The organism is Metabacillus mangrovi, from assembly GCF_009711125.1.
Lineage (GTDB): Bacteria > Bacillota > Bacilli > Bacillales > Bacillaceae > Metabacillus_B > Metabacillus_B mangrovi.
The window spans coordinates 18,256-38,800 of the sequence record NZ_WMIB01000030.1 but is presented as its reverse complement, the minus strand read 5'-3'; the positions used below and the strand labels follow the sequence as shown (position 1 = coordinate 38,800).

Genomic DNA, 20,545 nt, shown 5'->3' with positions numbered 1-20,545 from the left:
AAATTAGGAGGATTTGGGTTAGCGAAAGAAGAAATCGCCCAGATGTTTGATGAACGTTATGGAAAAGAAAGATGACAGGAAGAACGGAATGAGATTTTTCCCCTCCGGAGGCCTCGGCCTCCGGAGGGGAAAGTCCCCATAACCAAGTATATATATCCCGGGAGTACTGCCTTACACATAATTATTGACACTACCATTTATCTTCGAAAAACTGGGAGTTATCTTCGAAATTAGGACTATATCTCCGAAAATAAAATTTTATCTTCGAAACCGGAATTACATCTGCCATTGGCTTGAAACAGTAAAAAAACAGGCACCCGCGTGCCTGTTTTTTATTTGCCCATTACCCAGCGGTCCTGTTTGAACAGAAAGACGGTGAGGGCGAGGATGATGATCAAGCAGGCCGCTGTCGTACCGACTGTCAGCAGGACGCTTTCCAAACGGTAGATTCCGTTCAGCATTTCTTTGATCAATACATTCAAATTCAGAACAGGGATGAAGTAATGCTGTGCAGTGATTTCATTTACCCCAAGTGACGTTAAGGCGAATACTGGCAGGATCGGAAGCATCATGATGGGAGTCTGATAGCTTTGCGCTTCTTTCACCGATTTGGAAATCAGACTTGCGAGCATCTGCAGAGCGGACATAAGCATCGCGAAAACGAGCGAGGACAGCAGGATGATTCCAATCACCATTCCGGTCTGATCCCCAAACTGGAGTGCGTTTTTCAATTCTGTTGTCATGAATGTAATTTCAAGGATGACGACGGTGACCGCCACAAGGCCTGATAAGAGTGCGATGCTCGAAACGGTGAGCCATTTTGCGAGCAGCACCTTTGTCCGGCTGACCGGAGTCATAAGCAGGGCCTCCATCGTTTTGCGGTCTTTCTCGCCGGCAAACAGATCAGAGGCGGCCGGATAAGCCCCGGATACAATGGACATCGTGATAATCATCGGCAGAAGTGTGGATAATATGCCGATCCCGACGGCGGCTTGATCTTGCTGCTGAATCATTTCCTTCGTGGTGATTTCAAAGGGTGTAATGATAACCGGGTTGATGTTCTCGTTTTGGAGACGGCTTGAAACAACACTGTCTTTATAGGCCGTCAATTTTTCCTGGACAATCATCATAAGCTGGGAAGAGTTTTTACTGAAAGAATCTCCAAAGAGAGCTGCTTCTGCTTGTTCACCTTTACTGATTTTCTCTGAAAACCGGGCATCCAGAAGGACGGCTGCCTGGGCCTTGCCATCGGATACTGCCTTCTCTGGGTCCGCAAAACCTTTGACTGTTACATTTTTTGTCCCATCTAGCAGCGCTTTCTCTTCTTGCGGCAATTCTTCGGAGACGGCTAACGTCAGGTTTACGTTGGAATCATTCATCATTTTCTCATAAAACAGTGTTAATCCTGTCAGGACCAGAATCGGAACAAGCACCCCGAGCAGCAGCGTCCTCTGGTCTCTCAGCATATCCTTCATTTCTTTCAAGTAGATTTTAAGAAACATGGCTTTTCCCCCTGACTAATTTGGACATGAAAATATAGTTCAGGTCTCTGCTTGCTTCTTCATGATAGAGTCCTTCAAGGTCCCCTTTGTAAACGACTTCTCCTTTATGCACCATGACGACTGAATCACAAAGCATTTGAACCTCTTCCATGATATGGCTTGAGAAGATAATGGTCTTGCCTTTCGCTTTCAGCTCGTGGATCAGCTGCCTGAAGATGTTTGAGGAGGTGATATCCAGGCCGGTTGTTGGTTCATCAAACAGAATAATACCAGGGTTGTGGATGAGTGCACGTGAGATGGCGACCTTCTGGCGCATCCCTTTGGAGAACGCGCCGACCTTCCGGTTGAGATAGTCCTTCATGCCGAACATCACAGCAAGTTCCTCGATCCGCACCTTCTTTTCATGCCGGCTCATTCCGTAAAGGACAGCAAAATATTCAAGGTTTTCTTTCGCTGTCAGCCTGTCGTACAGTCCGGTTTCGCCCCCGAAAAGCACGCCGATTCTCTTTTTCACCTCAGAAGCCTGCTTAATCGAATCATATCCATCCACGCTGATCGATCCGCTTGAAGGGGTGATCAAGGTAGCGATCGAGCGGAGCAGAGTCGTTTTTCCCGCTCCGTTCTCGCCGAGCAGCCCGACGACCTCGCCTTTTTTCACGTCAAAAGAGATATGTTTAAGAGCGGTCACATACGTTTTCCGGTCTTTAAACTGCTTGGAAACTTCCTGAATGATTATCATGTTTACTCTTCCTTTCTCCTGATTTCTGACTTCATCATAACGGGAAAAGAGAGTGGTTTCTCCCATCTTGTCGCGAATATGGAATTTCCTGTCGTGAATCGGTTAAATTCAGCCCTGTGATGATACAATAGAGGAGGATAACAGATATAGGAGCAGATCGGATGATTAAAGTAGGATTAGTAGATGACCGGAAAATTGACCTCGATAAACTGCAGGGAATTGCCGGGAACATCGAAGAAATAAAAATTGTTTTTGCTACGCAGTCAGCAGAGGAAGCCTATGAATATGTGAAAAAAGAAGCGATTGACCTGTTGATTGCCGATATTGAAATGCCGGAGCTCTCCGGATATGAGCTGGCGGATATTATACATACACATGCCTTGAATATAGCGGTCATTTTTGTAACGGCAGCGAGCGGCTATGCCGTTCATGCTTTTGAACTGAACGTTCATGATTACATCATGAAGCCCTACCCGAAAGACCGGCTGGAAAAATCGATTCAGCGGTATATCGAGAAGAATCAATCCTCTGAAATTGCGGGCAGGCTTTTTTTGAGGCAGAAATCTGAGATTCATATTGTACAAAAGAAAGAGATTATTTTTATTGAACGGACCGGCCGCTCTACGACCATTTATACGAAGTCAGGGCCGGTCAAAACCTACCAGACCTTGAACGAGCTTGAAGGTGAACTGCGGGAGCGGGATTTTATCCGCTCGCACCGGTCCTTTATCATCAATATTCATTATGTGAAAAATTTCTCGGTGTACACGAAGACGACGTACATGGTTTCGTTTGAAGGATTGGAAGAGAAGGCGATGATTACAAAGGAACAGATTGATTTTCTTCAGTCTCATTATTTTTAAGGCGTGATGATTTTGGAAAAAGTGTTATATGCAGGAGCAGGAGTGCTTCTGCTAATCTATTATTTTTGGCTGTTATGGAGCGAAATGCCTGTGCTGGTTTTAGCGGCTGCTGCTGGATTGATCCTTTACGGCGGAACGATCTGGATCAAAGCGATTCCCAATGTGAAACCAGCGATTCAGATACTTCTTGCCACTGTACAGGCTGCTGCGGCGGCGGGTGCATGGCTGGCCCCGTTGGCGGTCCAATCGGTTTTTGTCCTCATTGCTATTGCAATTGAAGGAACCCGGTATATGGCCGGATTGGAAATGAAGAAAACAGAGCAGGAAAGAACCAGACTTCTTGAGGTACAGGATGCCGTAAACGAGACATTCCGGGTCGTCCGGAGCCAGCGTCATGATTACCTGAAGCATGTGACAGCTGTCCACTTCCTTGTGGAAAGCGGCAAGGAGGAGGAGGCTCGGGAATACATGAAAGGCCTGCTCCGGAGCTATGAAGAAACGAACTTTTCTATTAAAGGAGAGGACGGGGCCGCGGCGGGCATCCTGCATGATGCCTATGAACGGGCGTCCCGGCTTGGAGTGAAGATCACCTATGCGTTTGATCTTCCGGTTTCCTCGCTCCCCATCAGCCCGTTTGATCTCGTCGGCCTGCTCGGCAACATCCTGTCCAACGCGGTGGAGGCATGTGAAGAGTTTCTTGAGTCCGGGAACAGCAGTGCATCACTAACGATGAAATTTGAAAAAAAGAGCGGGGTTTATATCCTTGTTTGTGAAAACACGTGTGTCAAACCGCCGAATGACGTGCTGGACGTTTTATTTGAAAAAGCAGGCCGGTCCACAAAAGGCCAGGAAGGACTCGGAACAAAAGTCATCGCAGATATCGTTCGAAAAAACGCCGGCTTCCTTGATTTTGCCTGTAAAGAGAACCGTTTTTCCTTGAAAGTGAAGTTTCCGGCAGTGAAAAAGAGAGCCTGATGACGGGCTCTCTTTTCTTATGCGGAAACCTCTTTCCGGTACAGCTCCGCCTGCTCCAGCAGGTTCCGTTCCAGCTTTCCGTCTCCGTAGATCAAAAACATTCTCGAAGAATGATAGATGGCTCTTTCATAGGCATGAGCTGCGTCCTGCTCCTGCCCCGAGATGGCAGCCGCTGCATAGCGTGCTTTTTCGTATGCCAACGCATCACGCTTGTGTACCCGTGCTGCGATGCTGCTGAAATCTCCGGTTCGTCCAGACAGGTAACAGGCCATCAAGTAGTTGGCGTCCACCTGCTCCCATACAAAGCTTCTTTTTCCCTCTGGAGAATGTTCCCCGATAGCAGCGAGCAGATCCGCTGCTTCAGCTGGAGCTCCGCGGTTCATATCGTACTGGGCAAGGGATGATGCGATTCCTGCAGAAAGCAGGTGATCCGGCAGTTGATGAACAGCCCTTCTTGCCCTATCCGCGACTTCCGCCGGCAGTTCAGACCAATCATCCTTGATGCTTCCAAATATCAGGTAAGCAGCTGTAAGCAGTTCCTTTTTCACAGGGTCCTTTAGGTGGGCGAGTGCTGCACCGTCAGGTATGGCATCGCGGTTCTCTCTGGCAGCGAGGTTTATGACGCCAGCCAGAAGACTGATGGCTGAGAAGACAAAGAGCCAGATAACGTTTAGCGTGATGGAAGCATAAAGAGCTGCCGCACCAATTATCAGACTGGCCAGCGGCCCGCAAAGCAAATGCCAATAAAGCTGATTTGGAAGGGAAGCTTTTCTTTCAGAAAGGTCGGGGTACATCGTCGCTTTGCCCCCGATGCTTAGTCCGTGTTTTTCCCAGCGTAAAGAGACCCGGCCTTTGTTTTTGACCAGCAGGATAGGTCCGACGAGCATGCTGCTGAATTTCATTCCCTTTAAGGCCCCTCCTGCCAGATGGCCGGCTTCGTGAATGATGACCGCTGCGTAATGGCTTGCGAAAAAATAAAGAGCCATCCAAAATAATGTACTCCAGCCCATGTCTAAAGCAAAATAATCAAGGAGAAAGAACGTTCCGAACCCTCCTGCTGCCGCGCTGATTAAGGTGAGAAGGAACGTGTTCCATTTTTTCATAAATAACCTCCGGCTATATCTTGTTTTTTATATATTTTACCATATACCCATAGTATTCTAGTAAAGAAGAATCGGAGGGGTTTAATGAAATACGTTTTAATCAAACCATTATTCGTTTTATTAACCTTTGTTTTATTAACCGGCTGCACAGGAGGCGGGGGGAGTTTTTCCGGGCCTGCAGAGGAGCAACGTGTTTTTTTGCAGAATACGAAGCATGTGCTTCCAGCATTTGAATCGGTTGCGATGCCGGAACTCTCGCTGCTCGATCTTAACGGACAAAAGCTTTCTGGAACAATTGACCATATGTACGAAGAAGTTTGCTGGATGGACTGCGGCGAAGGGACATACAATGTTCACGAAATGAGTTCACAAAAAGCGGATCCGGAGGTGTCGGCCATCTTGCTAAATTGGGGGAATATGAAGCCTGCTCCTTCAAAGGTATCACTATATGATTTGAGAAAAGAAGACGAGATGCTGCCTGCAAAAATAATAAATTCCAAAGTTTTTCCTTCAAATCAAACTGAATTCAGCATCCCTTCCAGTGAGAAAAAGATGTATGCACTGGAATTCAAATGGGGAAGCAGCGGGAAGTCTGTTTTGAGTTTTGCTCTAAAATAAAAAATCTTAAGATGGAAGCGTTATATATATATATAGAGGAGAGCTTTTAAGGATTCAGGAGAAATTGGCGGCCTGTACCGCTTTAATAATGAGGAGGGATGGGAGTTGAGAAAGTGGACAAAGGCTGTAACATCGCCTGCTGAGCTTGAAGAAATATGGAGCCAGCCGGGAGAGACCGCTCTGAAGAAAGTCATCAGCCATTTGGATTCGCATTGCAAAAGCTTTCTGGCCAATTGCCCGTTTGCTGTACTTGGAACATCTAATTCAAAAGGGGTGTCGGATGTCTCTCCAAGAGGCGATCAGCCTGGATTTATCCTGGTGTTGAATGACAAGCAGCTGATTATACCCGAAAGACCGGGAAACCGGCGGCTTGATTCAATTCGGAACCTGCTGGAAAATCCCAGGGCGAGCCTGCTATGTGTTATTCCGGGCCTTGATGAAACCTTGAGAATTAAAGGGAAAGCAGCCGTCATCCGCGATCCGGATCTGCTCGAGCGCATGCAGGCCCAAGGAAGACTGCCGCTTGCCGGAATCGCCATCGATGTAGAAGAATGCTTCATTCACTGCGGCAAAGCTATGAAAAGGTCGAGTCTTTGGAAGAAAGAAGGGTGGCCGGACCTTCCCGGCATGCCGCTGCCAAGCACCATGCTCGCAGCCCACGCAGGGATGGCAGCTGATGAAGTAAAGGAATCTTTGGAAGAGAGCTATCGGAAGAGACTGTACTGAATGAATAAGTGATGCCAGGCCGGATGCGGGTCTGGTTTTTTCTTTGGATCCGAGATCTGTTAATAGGGTTTTAGCGGAACGAGTATCTGCTAAAGCCCTAAATCTGCATAATCCAAAAGAACGTTAGTCGGCAGAATTTATGAGTAGAGACCTCAGATCCGAGGTTAGCTGTGAAGCAGCGGCCTAATTTTTGCGGTCCCCAGAGCCGTTATTTAAGCCAATACCCACCAAATCCGTCCTTATCGGTCTCAGAAGACACTATTTTACGAGTTGAGAGGCGTTTTTGGACTTTTTTTAATGAAATAGCGGCTCTCAGGACCGTTAGGAGGTAAAATAGGCTATTATCGGAGGAATAGCTGCATCTGAGACCGGTCCTTTCCGGATCGCTCTCCAGAGCCGTTATTTAAGCCGAAAATCACCCAATCCGTCCTTATCGGTCTCAGAAGACACTATTTTACGAGTTGAGAGGCGTTTTTGGACTTTTTTAATGAAATAGCGGCTCTCAGGACCGTTAGGAGGTAAAACAGGCTGTTTTCGGAGAAATAGCTGCATCTGAGACCGGTTGTTACCGAATCGGTCCCCAGAGCCGTTATTTAAGCCAATACCCACCAAATCCGTCCTTATCGGTCTCAGAAGACACTATTTTACGAGTTGAGAGGCGTTTTTGGACTTTTTTAATGAAATAGCGGCTCTCAGGACCGTTAAGAGGAGAAATACGCTATTTTTAGGGGAATAGCTGCATCTGAGACCGGTCCTTTCCGGATCGGTCCCCAGAGCCGTTATTTAAGCCAATACCCACCCAATCCGTCCTTATCGGTCTCAGAAGACACTATTTTACGAGTTGAGAGGGTTTTTGGACTTTTTTAATGAAATAGCGGCTCTCAGGACCGTTAGGAGGTAAAACAGGCTGTTTTCGGAGAAATAGCTGCATCTGAGACCGGTTAGCCTCCACCTGTTCCCCTCACCCTCTTCCAGACACAAAAACAGACAGCCCCCAGGCTGTCCATTTTCCATTCCTATTTTAAAGCGCTCAGCATATAGCTGCGGGTACTTGGACCGTAAACTCCGTCATCGGCCAGAGCCGAGTAGCGGCTTTGGAACTTTCTGACGGCAGCTGCGGTCTGCGGCCCGTATTCCCCATCGATGCTGCCGGGCTTTAGCCCGAGCTTTTGAAGGGCGCGCTGAATTTGTTTGACAGGTTCTCCGGATGCTCCGAGGCGGTAGACTCCGGAAGGCAGGGGGTAGCTTTGTTTAGGCTTGTTGAGAGCAGAGTAGGTTTGCGGGCCGACAATGCCGTCAGCGGTCAAGCCGTTTTTCTGCTGAAATGCTCTTACCGCTTGTTCCGTTGCAGGGCCGAATACCCCGTCGGCTGATATTGTAAAGCCAGCGGTGATAAGGTTTTGCTGAATGCTTTTAACGAGGCTGCCGCTGTCTCCTTCGCGGACTGGAAGGGTGTCTGCGGCGGGAGCGCCGAATTCCTCGGCCAGTACCTGTTTAACGCTCCGGATAAATTGTGCCCAGGAGATTCCGTATTGGCTGAAAGAATTTATCGGATCGGTCCTCCTCGCCGGGTCAAGTGTGTAATGCCCGATGATCTGTTTGTCCGGGTTCAGACCAAACCGGCTGCAAAGATAGGCATGGTACCAGACGTACCTGCTGTATGCCTGCTGAAAGTTAATGCTTCCGCCGTAGCAAAGTTCAACACCGATCGAGGCATCATTGGCATTTGCCCCATAGCGGCGGTTGTCCTCAGTAATTCCGTACTGAACATGAAAGGCGACTTCATCCAGCGGGATGATTTCCAGAATGGTTTTGTCATCAATAAACGTGTGGGCCGAAGCGGATGGCTGCTGATTGTTAAAATAGTTCCTGTTTTGCGAGGCGCTTGTCCCGGGGTTTCCAGTGTCATGGCTGACGATGAACAGAACGGTCCCTAATTTTCTTCCGGAGCGGGAATTGCCTGTCCGGATGTAGGAACGGCTTATAGGATATTTCACTCTCTCACTCTCCATCTCTGTATAGGACTAGTTTATGATTTTAAAAAAATAACGTTACGCTCATTCGACAAATTGGGTTATCCACACAATTTTCGCGCAATATAGAAAAATTAAGGAGTTATGCACGCCATCCACAGCTCAGGATGCTTATAAACAGGGAATCTGTGGATAGAAGGCCTTGCAGCAGCAGGACATCCACACATTTTTCCCCAATATCAACAGGGCTGTGAATAACTTATGCACAGGTTTGCGGAATTTGTAGAACTGTGCGCATGACAATTGCTGTATGAGAAAAACGTTCTCTGAGGATATACAGTCAGAGGATCGCGCAGTATCGACATATACAGACGATTTACTGGTCTAGACATCTAGTTTTAATGATGGTATTATTTTCTTAAAATTAAGAAAAAAAGGAGTTTTAATGTGCTGGCACTAACTCATGCAGCGGTATATTCGGAAAGCGGAACCTTTAAACAAGGCTATGTACTGATTAAAGAAGGAAAGATTGCAGAAACAGGTCCGATGGAAAAAGCAGATCTTCCAGAGGGCTGCATCGAGATCAGATTGGATGAAACAGCGGAAGTACTTCCCGGAATGATCGATCTGCATATTCACGGTGCTGGCGGGGCAGATGTGATGGATGGAGACCCTGCTGCGATTCAGACGATGGCGGAGCAGCTTGTCCGTGAAGGAACAACCTGTTTTCTGCCAACAACGATGACGTCTGCCAAAAGCGAGATAGAGAGAGCGTTGATGAATCTGGCTGACTGCACATCCATACCAGTAAATGGCGCAGAAATAGCGGGTATTCATCTCGAGGGTCCTTTTTTATCACCAAAGCGTGCAGGAGCCCAGCTGCCGAGCCACTTCGTGAAGCCGGATGCGGCTCTGTTTCAAAGCTGGCAGGAACTGTCCGGAGGGAAAATAAAGCAGGTCACGCTGGCCCCGGAACTGGATGGAGAACTTGAACTGACGAGACACTTGTCCGAAGCAGGGATCATTCCCTCCATCGGACACTCAGATGCCCTTTTTCAAGAAGTGCAGCTTGCAGCAGATGCAGGTGCAAATCAGGCGACACATCTGTTCAATGGTATGAGAGGGCTCCATCACCGTGAAGCGGGGACAGCAGGTGCGGTTTTACTGGATAAACGGATCCGCTGTGAGATTATTGCGGATGGGATTCATGTAGCCCCTGAAATGGTTCAGCTTGCCTACAGGCTTAAGGGAGCGGAAGGAATCATCCTGATCACAGATTCTATGAGAGCAAAGGGCCTTGAGGATGGGACCTATGATCTTGGCGGACAGAGTGTCTATGTAAAGGGGAACAGAGCGGAGCTTGAGAGCGGGGCGCTTGCCGGAAGCGTATTGAAGATGAATGAAGCGGTGAAAAACATGCGCGCTTTTACCGGATGCTCCACGGAAGAAATTGTTCGTATGGCCTCAGTCAATCCTGCGAAGCAGCTCGGCATTTTTGACCGGAAAGGGAGTATAGCTGCCGGAAAGGATGCCGATCTGACGGTCCTTTCTCGTGAAGGAGAGGTTTTGCTTACGATTTGCCGCGGGGAAATGGTCTATGACAAAGGGGGAAGAAGGACATGAGATTACTTGCTGCAGCTGATTATCAGGAGATGAGCAGGATGGCGGGAGAATTTTTAAAGGATCAATTAAAAACCAACAGCCGGTCTGTTCTCGGGCTTGCTACAGGCGGAACGGTTAAAGGAGTTTACTCAGAGCTTGTTAAGCTGTATTCAGAGGGGCAGCTATCATTCTCTCATGCTGCATCTTTTAACCTCGATGAATATTACGGTATGGAGAAGAACGATGTGAATAGCTACTTCCGGTATATGAAAGAGCACTTATTTCACCACGTGGACTTTTTACCTGGAAGCAACCATTTGCCTGATGGAATGGCAGCGGATCCGATTCATGAATGCAGCAGGTACGAAGAGATGATCGAGAAAGCCGGAGGAGTTGATTTGCAGCTTCTTGGAATCGGGGAAAACGGACATATCGGCTTTAACGAACCTGGAACCTCTTTTCAGGAGAGGACGCATCTTGTGACACTGACCGACTCGACGAAAAAGGCGAATGCCCGTTATTTTAAAAGTCTGGAGGATGTCCCGGGACAGGCGATAACGATGGGGATCGGGACAATCATGAAAAGCAGAAGTATTCTGCTTCTTGCCTCGGGAGCAAAGAAAGCAGAGGCGATCGAAAGGCTTTGGAACGGAGAAGTGACCGAGGATTTTCCTGCATCCGTCCTGAAGAGGCATCCAAATGTTACGGTGATTGCGGATGAAGAAGCACTGATGCTCATTGACCGGAAAGGAAAGGAGGAGCTTACCAGATGATTCAAAAGAATTCCCCGGTTCCAATCTACTTTCAAGTAGAAGAAAGCATAAGAGAAAAAATTGAATCAGGTGAATGGGAGAGCGGGGAGGCAATCCCCTCTGAGCGCCAGTTTTGCGAACAGTTTTCCATCAGCAGAATGACGGTCCGGCAGGCGATTACCAATCTGGTAAATGAGGGGATCCTTGAGAGAAGAAGAGGGCGCGGGACGTATGTCTCCGTCCCGAAGCTGAATCTCGAGCTTACCGGAATTACGAGTTTTACTGAACAAATGGCACAGCAGGGAAAGCGGCCTGAAACAAAAGTGATCAGCTTTGAACGGAACTCTGCTTCCAAACAGGCGGCAAAAGAACTTGGACTGGATTCAGAAGAACCGATATACAAAGTAAAACGGATCCGCTATGCAGATGGAGAGGCAATTGCCTATGAAATTCTGTATATGCCCGTAAAAATCTTTCCGGATATGGTACTGAAGCACGCCGAAGGCTCCATCTATGACTACATTGAAGCGCAATGCGGCCTGCCCATCCAGTACGGCAAGCAGGAGCTTGAAGCTGCCGAAGCGGGGAAAAAAGCGGCGGAAGCTTTACAGCTCGAAGAAGGCGCCGCGGTGCTGAAAATTCAGCGGACAAGCTTCACATCAGAGCATCAGGCAGTCGAATATACGAAAACGATCTACCGCGCCGACCGGTACAAGTATGTGATGGAATTAGAGCGGAAGCACGGAGGGGCGTAAAGTGAAACTGGCTGAACAGGCAAGAAAAGCAGCAGACATCTATCAGCGGAATCCAAAAGTGGAAGCGATTTGGATCGGAGGTTCAGTCTCGAGGGGCTGGGACGATGAATATTCGGATATTGAACTGTTTCTAGCCTGGAGAAACGGGCCTGAGACGGAAGACCGCCTGGAGCCTGTTAAAGCACTCCAGGGAGAAATAATCAGCTTCCACTGCTACGAGGATGAAGAGTGGTCTGAAGCTTTTGTCACATCGGAAATCAAATTTGAACTCAGCCACTTTTTAACCTCCACTGTCAAAAAGAACATTAACAGAACAGTTGGACTTTATTCGCCGGACCTTGAGTCCCAATGTCTGACTTCAGCGGTTGCGGAAGGCGTCTGTCTCTATGGAGCGGAGATCTTTGAGAGCCTTAAACAGCAGACAGCTATTTATCCTGAGGGATTGAAAAGGGCAATGATCCTGCAAAGCCTTGATCTTGGCAGCCGCTGGAACAACCGGTATTCACTTGTTGCACGGCAGGATTGGCTGATGCTGCATGAGGTGTTTGTCACGGTAGAGAAGAAGATGATGGCCGTTCTTTTTGCCTTGAATGAACAGTTCGTCCACCACCCGGGGTTCAAGTGGCAAAGGCAATCAATTCAGCGGATGGAAATCAAACCTTCCGGCACGGAAACGAGATTGGAGAGCGTCTTCCTTGAACATCCTGCTAAAGGTTTAATGATTTTAGAAGAGCTTCTGCAGGACGTCTTTGGGCTCGTAAGCAGGCACCATCCCGATATTGAACTTGATAAATGGAAAGCAGCCGGCAGTTCGGCAAGGCCGGTGCGAAAAACAGGTGAGTGAATCACCTGTTTTTTTCATGTCTTACGGAATATCCCGGAGAGCGGGCTTTATGTAAAGGTGAACGGTGTTCCTATTAAATTAGAGAATAAAGCCTGTCTAAAGTGAAGCCAAGTCAGGCTTTATTGAATCTATAGCATTAAGATGTTCCAGCAGAGGCAATTCCACTGAAATTGGATGCTCCCAGGATGGCAAACGGAATCGTTGTTTCGATGGTGGCTGTATACTGGACCTGTCCTGAAGCCGGGGCTGCAGGCAAAAAGTCTGCGGCGTCAAAGCCAAAAGTCTCAACGCCTTCTCCATTTGATACAAAAGAAGTGACCAGAATTGGAGTAGCCAAGTCTCTGAATACACGGATGGTAACAACTTCCTCGCTGATAAGATTGGAAACTCTCGCATACCCGCTCAATAAAACGCGAATATCTCCAGCATTTTCTGGAAGAACCCCAAGTGTTTGAATTCCAATATCACCAAACAAAATGCCGGGAGCAGCAGGGATCAGAAAAGAATTTGCATCATCCGCACTGTTGCTTGAAATCCGCATATCTAAAAATTGTATCGGCATTCTCTCTCACCTCCTCTTAGCTTGATAGAATATACTATTTTTCATTCTATTAAATGCAACAGGGATAAGAGTACAATATGCGAAGATACAAGCAAGATTCCTCCTGCAGACATACAGTAAAGAACAATCTGCTGAGCTGAGGAGGAAGCAATTTTGATTAAGATGGAAGAAACCCGTCTGCTGATTACGTGCTGCAACCAAAACGGAGGGCTGTTTGAAGCAGTATTTAAAGAGGGCTCCTGTACGGTCAGAAAAGTACTGGAGCAGGAATGCCGGGGGATTGTAAAGTATGGAGACGGGTATATTGTGGCCAGTGCCGACCGCATTCTTTTGCTTGATCATAGCTTGGACATTCGGTCATCCAAGACATTGGATATTGCACTGGATTTGCACGGTACGGCGGTATACAAGGATCAGCTGTACGTGGTGGAAACCGGGCGGGACTCAATCGGAATTTATGATTTGAAACAAGATCTTCAGCACATCGGGGAGATCAGATTTTCACCGGAAGTGGCGGATACATGCCATGTGAATGACTTGTTTATTGAAAAGGACCGTTTGTTCGTTTCGATGTTTTCCTATAAAGGGAAGAAAAAAGGAGTCATTGCCGAATACTCACTGAAGAGCCGAAAATTGATCAAGGTCCGGCATAAACACCTGCATCAGCCCCATAGCATCAAAAAGGATGGAAAAGACCTTTATTACTGCGTGTCTGCTGAATTTACAGTGAGGAAAAACAAAAGTGATCTGTTCAAGGGGCTTGGCTACCTGCGGGGCATGGATGTGAAGGGTGATATGGTTTACATCGGCCAGAGTGAAAGCCGTCACATCGATAAGCTCCTTGAAAATCATCACAATATTTTGTTCGACTGCGGAGTATATGTATACAACATGCAAACAAAGCTGTGTTCGTTTTTTCACATTCCGGCTGGTGAGATTTATCAAATTCTTGCAGACTAAAAAACAAACCCGGAATGCCATTTGCACTCCAGGTTTGCTTTCGTCTTAAAAAATTTCCTTTGATTCTTCGTAGCTGTCTGCAGATGCAGCTCCCGGGCTGTTTCTGGTTACATATGTACCCGCGATCAAATCATGAATAGCCCGTTTGTCTTCTCTTACCCCAATCATAATGGCGCTGGCTGCAATGAGGATGAAGCTTAAAAGCCCCCCGCCAAACAGAATGACAAGAGCAGACAAGGCGGTGTTGCTGATTTCCATATCCATTGCTGCCGGATCTGCCGGGACTGGAGTAGTGAAGAGTTCGACCATTTCCGACCAGCCCATGACCAAAGCGATGATCAAACCAAGGAAAAATGGAAGACCGTATACGATACCGCTCAATAAAGAGCGTTTCACCATTGTCCAAAACGTTACATTTGTTCCATCCTTCCGGACAATCCGAATGGAAACTGCTTTTTTCCCAACGGTATAGCCATACCAGAATACCGGCAGCAAAAGTCCGTAAAGGAATTGAATGCCGCTGCTAGCGTTCTGGCCGATTTGATCGCCTAAGATGAGAGCGAGCAAAAAGCCAAGAACAGCAAAAACGACTGCGTCAATCAGATTAGCACCAAGCCGTATCCAAAAACCTGCTGGATTTTTACCCATCATGAATCCCTCCTAAAAAGTAGTCCGTTTCTATCATACACTTTTAAAAAACAACAGGTAAACCAATTTGTGGAGAATTCTTGTATGCTAAAATAAAATCAGGCAGTGCTGATCAGAAAAACGGAAGGCTCATCCTTAATCAGGGGCGGCCTTTTTATTTTCAGGGGGATGGAAAAGATGACTTACAGTTACATGACACACCTTGTATGTCCGAAATGCGGGAAGACCTATAATCCTGAGGAGATTCATCAATTATGTGTGTGCGGCTCGCCTCTTCTTGTGGATTACGATTACGAAAAACTGAAACACGAATGGAAGAAAGAGGATCTGATTTCGCGCCAGGATAATCTATGGAGATACCATGAACTTCTGCCGGTAAAAAATGAAGAAAATGCGGTCACGATGGGGGAAGGCGGGACCCCGGTTCTGCCTGTTGCGAAAATGGGAGAACAGTATGGCATTCCCGCACTGTTTATGAAGGATGAGGGGCTGATTCCGACAGGTTCATTCAAAGCGAGAGGAGCGGCAGTCGGCCTGTCAAAGGCAAAAGAGCTCGGGGTAAAGAAATTCGCTATGCCGACAAACGGCAATGCCGGAGCAGCCTGGTCGCTCTACGCAGCCAGGGCCGGGATCGAAGCGAACATCGTGATGCCGGTGGATGCCCCGGTTACAACGAGAAAAGAATGCGCGGCATCGGGAGCAAGGCTGTGGCTCGTAAACGGATTAATCAGCGATGCAGGGAAAATGGTCGGCGAGCTCGTCGCAAAGGAAGGATACTACGATGCATCTACACTCAAAGAACCTTACCGGATTGAAGGAAAGAAGACGATGGGTCTTGAAATCGCTGAACAATTCGGATGGCAGGTTCCGGATGTGATTCTTTATCCGACTGGGGGCGGAGTTGGGCTGATCGGGATTTATAAAGCACTGGTAGAGCTGCAGAAGCTTGGCTGGATTGCCGCAGATAAACTCCCAAGGCTCGTTGCTGTTCAGGCTGAAGGCTGTGCACCGATTGTGAAAGCGTGGGAAGAAGGAAAAAGGGAATCCGAATTCTGGCAGGATTCTAAAACCGGTGCCTTTGGAATCAATGTGCCTAAAGCAATCGGCGATTTTCTCGTTCTGGATGCTTTATATGAGACGAATGGCTGTGCCGTTGCCGTACAGGAAAGTGAGATTCATACGGAGCAGCTTGAGGTCGCGTCAAAAGAAGGCCTGTTCATCTGTCCGGAGGGTGCTGCTGTTTTTGCAGCCGCCAAAAAGCTCCGTGCAGACAACTGGATCAAGGAAGAGGATCAGGTCGTCCTGCTGAACACCGGCCTCGGGATCAAGTATGCAGATGACCTGGAAGTGGAGTTTCCTGTACTCGAACCAGGTGAATCCCTGAAGATAAAGGGCTGGGAATTTGGCGCTATTGGCAGATGCGGACAGCACTGACATACTGATGGAGACCAACCTGTAAAGGAGACTCCAACTATGAAATTTACAACGCTTGCTGCGGCAGTTCTCGGGACAAGCCTTACAGCAGGAGTACATGCATCCGCTGACGAAGGGCCAATTATCCAAACAGCCAACCAGTTTATAGGAGAAGAATATGCTGCCGGCGGGAACGCTCCCTCAGAAGGGTTCAATTCAGCAGGATTCGTGCAATATGTTTTTCAGCAGTCAAAAGGAATCAGTCTGCCCCCTCTTTCCAGTGAGCAATGGGCGTTCGGGGCTGAGACAGAACGTGAAAATCTTGAAATTGGGGACGTTCTGTTCTTTAAGGACACATCTACAGGAAAAATAACGACAACCGGAATTTATGAGGGAAACGGCCGCATGATCTACAGCTCTGTTTCAGAAGGGGTAACATCGGTGAAATTTAAGGGCTCAGATTACTGGTACAGCCGCTATTACGGGGCAAAACGGATCACTTCCGACTTGCCGCTGCAAACCTCGAATGCCGCCGTCGCAGAAGCAGCCAGCCTGCTAGGCACGCCTTATGTGCAAGGCGGAAAAACTCTCTCTGGATTTGATTGCTCCGGATATACAAAATATGTGTATGAACAGTCTGCCGAAATTTATCTGCCGGATACACCGGAACAGCAATGGGCAGTGGGGACTCCCGTTGACATGAAGGATCTACTGCCGGGAGACCTCGTCTTTTTCCGGGACACACATAGACCGGGAATTTCCCATGTTGGCATCTATAGCGGCGACCAGCAGATTCTGAATGCAACGCAGATCGGCGGAGCCAATTCAGTCAGCGTAAGCTACCTGACCAACAGCTTTTTGAAGGGAAAATTGGCTGGAGTCCGGCGGGTCAGCCATCTGGATGTGGACCGCAGCAATCCGGCAGTTAAAGAAGCGGAATCCCTGGCCGGGTCACACTATGCAGCTGGAGGAACGACTCCGGAAACCGGATTTGATACCGGCGGATTCGTTCAATATGTTTTTAAAAAATCTTCAGGCATCAGCCTGCCCCGTTATGGACGGGAGCAAATCCAACTTGGACAGGAAGTAAAAGAAGAGGAGCTGCTGCCGGGAGACCTCGTTTTTTTTCAGTCGGGTTCTGTCATCCCTACTATATATGCTGGAAACGGCCAAGTCATCCTGGCTTCAAATGAGGGCGTGAAAGTGATTCACTACAAAGTGAGCAAGTACTGGTCGAATAAATTTTTAGAAGCAAAAAGACTGTAAAGAAAAGCCCCTGCTGACTCCTTAGCAGGGGCTCGGCTCTTTACTTTTTGCGTTTTTGACGCTGATTGGCCGCATTGGCTCTCGCCTGGGCTTCCATATCAGCCTGATCGGCTAATTCACGAGAGAACTCCTCATACGTTCCATCCGTCTCTTTTTTCAGCTGCTTCGGAACTTGAGCAAGACCATTCTTGTTTTTATCACGAGTATGCTGCTTGTGTCCTCTTCCCATCGTGAACGCCTCCCGTTAGTGAACTTGTAGTTCCTTCATAGGATGGCTTTATGTATGGCCTGTCATGCTGGTAACTAATTCTTCTTCTTCGTAAAACCGCCGGCCCGATCCGCTGCTTTAAACTCTCTTCCATATAAAACTTCCTGCATTGATGATAGTGTCTTTTTTGAATTTTCATGACGTCTTTTTTCCATTTTGGCATCAGCTCCATTTTTTAGGCTAGCCTTATCATCGACAAAGCGGGAAGAAAAAATACGACGGAAATCAGGAAAAATTTCAGCAGTTACTATGGATAATTGGGGGGAGTTTGGTGTGAAGTTGGTTTTGTTTATGGCGCGTGATTTAGCAGATCCGGCACGAAAAGGAGCGAGTGCGGCACGTAACTCCTGAGGATTGGCACGTAAAATCAGTATGGCACGAGCACGGATGTTTTCGGCACGTGGTTTAGCAGTTCCGGCACGAAAAGGATCGAGTCCGGCACGTAACTCCTGAGGATTGGCACGTAAAAACAGATCGGCACGAGCGCGAATGTTTTCGGCACGTGATTTAGCAGTTCCGGCACGAATAGGAGCGAGTGCGGCACGTAACTCCTGAGGATTGGCACGTAAAAACAGTTTGGCACGAGCACGGATGTTTATGGCACGTGATTTAGCAGTTCCGGCACGAAAAGTACCAAGTGCGGCACGTAACTCTTGAGGATTGGCACGTAAAATCAGTATGGCACGAGCACGGAGTTTTCGGCACGTGGTTTAGCAGTTCCGGCACGAATAGGAGCGAGTGCGGCACGTAACTCCTGAGGGTTGGCACGTAAAATCAGTATGGCACGAGCATGGTTGTTTATGGCACGTGGTTTAGCAGTTCCGGCACGAAAAGGATCGAGTGCGGCACGTAACTCTTAAGGATTGGCACGTAAAATCAGTTTGGCACGAGCATGGTTGATTTCGGCACGTAAATTATCGAGTGTGGCACGTATCCAAACCAAAAAACCCGCCATCGGCGGGTTTCCAAGCTTTTATGCTTCTTTCAAATGCTGTTCCTCCGCGATGGAAGGGGTTCTCATGGTGTAAAGTGTATAGAGATCTTTTGTGATCTCGTAAAGGCTGAAGATGTCTTCACCGTTGTTAATTTGCTCGAGCAGTGCAGTCCGCGTTTCGTTTGCGTTTATGGCGTACGGCAGTTTTTCTGCTGCTTTGATGGATCGGACGTTTCGCTTCCGAATCCGGAGGAAAATAGTCTCGATGCCGAGTTCGTAGAACAGTTCGTTAAAGAAGGCGTCCTTGGCGGTCTGGTTGTAGCCTTGACCATGGTAAGGCTTGCCGAGCCAGGTTCCGAGGAACCCGGCATTTTCCTGGAGGTCAAAAAGGCTGATGGTCCCGATTGGAGAGCCCCATTCGTCGAGAATGGTACGTGAAATCAATTCACTGCGCTCTTCGGCTTCGATTATTTGCTTCGTTAAAAACAGGTATTCTTCGATGGATTCAGCTTTATGACGTACATAAGGGAAGACTTCAGGGTGTACCATGAGTTCGTACAGCGCATGACTATCGTGAATGTCACGTTTTTTAAGCATCTTTCTCGCTCCCTCCAACATGAGGGCAGACGTGTAGCTTTAGCCCCACCCTCGAAATTTTTTAAATTAGCCAAAAAATTTCGGGGTGGGAATCGAACCCACTAGAACCGTTTTGACGGTGGCGCACCATTTGCCTTCCCATTGATCCCAGGTCATTAAATTGTCATGTACAGCAAGGCTTCAGAAGCGAGCCATGCACTGATATCATACTCGAATTTTTATGAAAAAGATACACTTTTTTTACGGAAAATCACTGGTTTTTTTGGCCAATTTTTGTGCCGTTTTCAGAGGCCCAGCCGGGTTCTTCAAAAACAAAATTTCCGTTGATCATCGTGCATTTCGGTTTAGCCAAATAGTGGAACGGATGATGGCTCCAGAGCACGATATCTGCATCTTTTCCCGCTTCAAGACTTCCGACGCGGTCGGCGACCTGAAGATTCCGTGCGGCAGTGATGGTGATTCCCTCCAGTGCCTTTTGCTCGTCAAAGCCTTCCCGGACAGCGAGGGAGGCGACTACATTAAGATATTGGATCGGCGTATAAGGGTGATCAGTGGTGATGGAGACTTCCACTCCCTGATCAGCGAGTGCCTGATAGGTACTCCAGCTTTTGTTTTTAAGCTCGACTTTGGAGCGGCGGGTAAAGGTAGGCCCGACGCTTACCTTCGCTTTTGATCCGGCAAATTCCTCTGCGATCAGGTGCCCTTCGGTGCAATGCTCAATCCGGTAGTCGAGGTTGAATTCCTCTGCGAACCGCTTTGCGGAAAGGATGTCATCCGCTCGATGGGCATGGATACGGACGGGGATTTCCCGTCTTAAAGCGCGCTTTATAGAGATGGATCGGAAGTCTTCCTTTTCATCGCAAAATTTTGCGAGGTAGAAGGCTTCGCGCAGCATGCCCATGATGCCCATTCGTGTAATTGAATCTTTGTTGCCGTGGCTGTGTATGCGTTTCGGGTTCTCACCGAGTGCAATCTTCAGGCCGGCTGTTTCCTTCACGAGCATATTCCGGATGTTCACGCCGAACGTTTTGATAACAGAAGTGGTGCCTCCGATTACATTGGCGCTCCCCGGCATGATATGAACCGTTGTAATTCCATGGGAGATGGCATCACGGAAGCCGGAGTCAAGCGGATGTACACCATCCAGGGCCCGGATGTGAGGAGTAAGCGGCTCTACTGTCTCATTGGCATCATTTCCTGCCCATCCGGTTCCTTCATCATACAGCCCCAAGTGGGTGTGTACGTCAATAAAACCCGGGAACAAATACTGGTCCCGGCAATCGATAACCTTGCATAAATCCGGAGCTTGCAGGTCCTTTCCGATGGCTGCGATTTTTCCGTCCTTTACGAGCAGATCGGACGCATATAGCACATCAGATGTAACCGGAAAAATGGTGGCATTTTTAAAGAGTGTGCAGGTCATTTTTTTGCTCCTGACAAAAATG

At 48.0% G+C, this 20,545-nt stretch carries 21 protein-coding genes and 1 pseudogene; 11 read left to right on the top strand and 11 right to left on the bottom strand.

The annotated features are described in order from the left end of the window. Positions 1 to 332 precede the first annotated feature (332 nt). Together GKZ89_RS19080 and GKZ89_RS19075 are read right to left on the bottom strand one after the other, a co-directional pair. Entirely contained in the window at positions 333 to 1,502 is a 1,170-nt protein-coding gene (locus tag GKZ89_RS19080; RefSeq protein ID WP_155113996.1) for an ABC transporter permease, read from the bottom strand. Further along, the gene (locus GKZ89_RS19075; RefSeq protein ID WP_155113995.1) at positions 1,492 to 2,241 is read right to left on the bottom strand and encodes an ATP-binding cassette domain-containing protein; all 750 of its coding nucleotides are present in this window, start codon (positions 2,239 to 2,241) and stop codon (positions 1,492 to 1,494) included. The genes GKZ89_RS19080 and GKZ89_RS19075 overlap by 11 nt, the downstream gene beginning before the upstream one ends. Positions 2,242 to 2,402: 161 nt before the next feature. Here GKZ89_RS19075 and GKZ89_RS19070 point away from each other — a divergent pair, with 161 nt between their 5' ends. Both GKZ89_RS19070 and GKZ89_RS19065 read left to right on the top strand, forming a co-directional pair. Continuing rightward, complete coding sequence (locus tag GKZ89_RS19070) at positions 2,403 to 3,104, top strand: LytR/AlgR family response regulator transcription factor (RefSeq protein WP_155113994.1); 702 nt, start codon at positions 2,403 to 2,405, stop codon at positions 3,102 to 3,104. Between the two features lie 21 nt (positions 3,105 to 3,125). Then, positions 3,126 to 4,079 carry a sensor histidine kinase gene (locus GKZ89_RS19065; RefSeq protein ID WP_338324953.1) on the top strand — a complete coding sequence of 318 codons (954 nt, stop codon included), beginning with the start codon at positions 3,126 to 3,128 and terminating at the stop codon, positions 4,077 to 4,079. Between the two features lie 17 nt (positions 4,080 to 4,096). On the opposite strand, the gene GKZ89_RS19060 is transcribed toward GKZ89_RS19065, so the two are convergent. Continuing rightward, a complete protein-coding gene (locus tag GKZ89_RS19060) occupies positions 4,097 to 5,182 on the bottom strand; it encodes a site-2 protease family protein (protein WP_155113992.1) in 1,086 nt (361 codons plus the stop codon). A gap of 84 nt (positions 5,183 to 5,266) precedes the next feature. Here GKZ89_RS19060 and GKZ89_RS19055 point away from each other — a divergent pair, with 84 nt between their 5' ends. Then, entirely contained in the window at positions 5,267 to 5,800 is a 534-nt protein-coding gene (locus tag GKZ89_RS19055) for a hypothetical protein (protein WP_155113991.1), read from the top strand. 105 nt (positions 5,801 to 5,905) lie between these two features. Then, on the top strand, positions 5,906 to 6,526 hold the full coding sequence (locus GKZ89_RS19050) for an MSMEG_1061 family FMN-dependent PPOX-type flavoprotein (protein ID WP_155113990.1): 621 nt from the start codon (positions 5,906 to 5,908) through the stop codon (positions 6,524 to 6,526). Positions 6,527 to 7,542: 1,016 nt separating this feature from the next. Here GKZ89_RS19050 and GKZ89_RS21330 read toward each other — a convergent pair. Both GKZ89_RS21330 and GKZ89_RS21325 read right to left on the bottom strand, forming a co-directional pair. Then, positions 7,543 to 8,013: a peptidoglycan-binding domain-containing protein gene (locus GKZ89_RS21330; protein ID WP_241680331.1), complete on the bottom strand. Its 471-nt coding sequence runs from the start codon at positions 8,011 to 8,013 to the stop codon at positions 7,543 to 7,545. A 9-nt stretch (positions 8,014 to 8,022) separates the two neighbouring features. Then, positions 8,023 to 8,538: pseudogene (locus GKZ89_RS21325) on the bottom strand (peptidoglycan recognition protein family protein); the annotation flags it as partial. A 411-nt stretch (positions 8,539 to 8,949) separates the two neighbouring features. Between GKZ89_RS21325 and nagA the strand changes: the two are divergent. The 4 genes from nagA to GKZ89_RS19025 are packed head-to-tail and all read left to right on the top strand — an operon-like array spanning position 8,950 to position 12,452. Beyond that, a complete protein-coding gene (gene nagA, locus GKZ89_RS19040; RefSeq protein WP_155113998.1) occupies positions 8,950 to 10,122 on the top strand; it encodes an N-acetylglucosamine-6-phosphate deacetylase in 1,173 nt (390 codons plus the stop codon). Next, positions 10,119 to 10,874: a glucosamine-6-phosphate deaminase gene (gene nagB, locus GKZ89_RS19035; protein WP_155113988.1), complete on the top strand. Its 756-nt coding sequence runs from the start codon at positions 10,119 to 10,121 to the stop codon at positions 10,872 to 10,874. Before nagA ends, nagB begins: the two co-directional genes overlap by 4 nt. Further along, a complete protein-coding gene (gene phnF, locus GKZ89_RS19030) occupies positions 10,871 to 11,608 on the top strand; it encodes a phosphonate metabolism transcriptional regulator PhnF (protein ID WP_155113987.1) in 738 nt (245 codons plus the stop codon). Before nagB ends, phnF begins: the two co-directional genes overlap by 4 nt. Position 11,609: 1 nt before the next feature. After that, a complete protein-coding gene (locus GKZ89_RS19025; protein WP_155113986.1) occupies positions 11,610 to 12,452 on the top strand; it encodes a DUF4037 domain-containing protein in 843 nt (280 codons plus the stop codon). Between the two features lie 136 nt (positions 12,453 to 12,588). On the opposite strand, the gene GKZ89_RS19020 is transcribed toward GKZ89_RS19025, so the two are convergent. Next, positions 12,589 to 13,014 (bottom strand): hypothetical protein, encoded by a 426-nt coding sequence (locus GKZ89_RS19020; protein WP_155113985.1) that lies wholly within the window; start codon positions 13,012 to 13,014, stop codon positions 12,589 to 12,591. 153 nt (positions 13,015 to 13,167) lie between these two features. On the opposite strand from GKZ89_RS19020, the gene GKZ89_RS19015 reads away from it, so the two are divergent. Beyond that, a complete protein-coding gene (locus GKZ89_RS19015) occupies positions 13,168 to 13,974 on the top strand; it encodes a hypothetical protein (protein WP_155113984.1) in 807 nt (268 codons plus the stop codon). 45 nt (positions 13,975 to 14,019) lie between these two features. On the opposite strand, the gene GKZ89_RS19010 is transcribed toward GKZ89_RS19015, so the two are convergent. Continuing rightward, positions 14,020 to 14,622, bottom strand: coding sequence for an RDD family protein (locus GKZ89_RS19010; RefSeq protein ID WP_162357094.1), 603 nt, complete (start codon positions 14,620 to 14,622; stop codon positions 14,020 to 14,022). Positions 14,623 to 14,799: 177 nt separating this feature from the next. Here GKZ89_RS19010 and GKZ89_RS19005 point away from each other — a divergent pair, with 177 nt between their 5' ends. Both GKZ89_RS19005 and GKZ89_RS19000 read left to right on the top strand, forming a co-directional pair. After that, a complete protein-coding gene (locus GKZ89_RS19005; RefSeq protein ID WP_155113982.1) occupies positions 14,800 to 16,056 on the top strand; it encodes a threonine synthase in 1,257 nt (418 codons plus the stop codon). A 39-nt stretch (positions 16,057 to 16,095) separates the two neighbouring features. Further along, positions 16,096 to 17,301 carry a C40 family peptidase gene (locus GKZ89_RS19000; protein ID WP_155113981.1) on the top strand — a complete coding sequence of 402 codons (1,206 nt, stop codon included), beginning with the start codon at positions 16,096 to 16,098 and terminating at the stop codon, positions 17,299 to 17,301. A 40-nt stretch (positions 17,302 to 17,341) separates the two neighbouring features. On the opposite strand, the gene GKZ89_RS18995 is transcribed toward GKZ89_RS19000, so the two are convergent. The 4 genes from GKZ89_RS18995 to GKZ89_RS18980 all read right to left on the bottom strand — a co-directional run bounded on the left by GKZ89_RS18995 (position 17,342) and on the right by GKZ89_RS18980 (position 20,523). Beyond that, positions 17,342 to 17,530, bottom strand: a complete 189-nt coding sequence (locus GKZ89_RS18995) for a YfhD family protein (protein ID WP_155113980.1) — start codon at positions 17,528 to 17,530, stop codon at positions 17,342 to 17,344. A 74-nt stretch (positions 17,531 to 17,604) separates the two neighbouring features. Further along, positions 17,605 to 17,724, bottom strand: coding sequence for a YfhE family protein (locus tag GKZ89_RS18990; RefSeq protein ID WP_155113979.1), 120 nt, complete (start codon positions 17,722 to 17,724; stop codon positions 17,605 to 17,607). 818 nt (positions 17,725 to 18,542) lie between these two features. Then, positions 18,543 to 19,100: a GNAT family N-acetyltransferase gene (locus GKZ89_RS18985; protein WP_155113978.1), complete on the bottom strand. Its 558-nt coding sequence runs from the start codon at positions 19,098 to 19,100 to the stop codon at positions 18,543 to 18,545. 250 nt (positions 19,101 to 19,350) lie between these two features. Continuing rightward, positions 19,351 to 20,523 (bottom strand): amidohydrolase, encoded by a 1,173-nt coding sequence (locus GKZ89_RS18980; protein WP_155113977.1) that lies wholly within the window; start codon positions 20,521 to 20,523, stop codon positions 19,351 to 19,353. Positions 20,524 to 20,545: the final 22 nt, after the last annotated feature.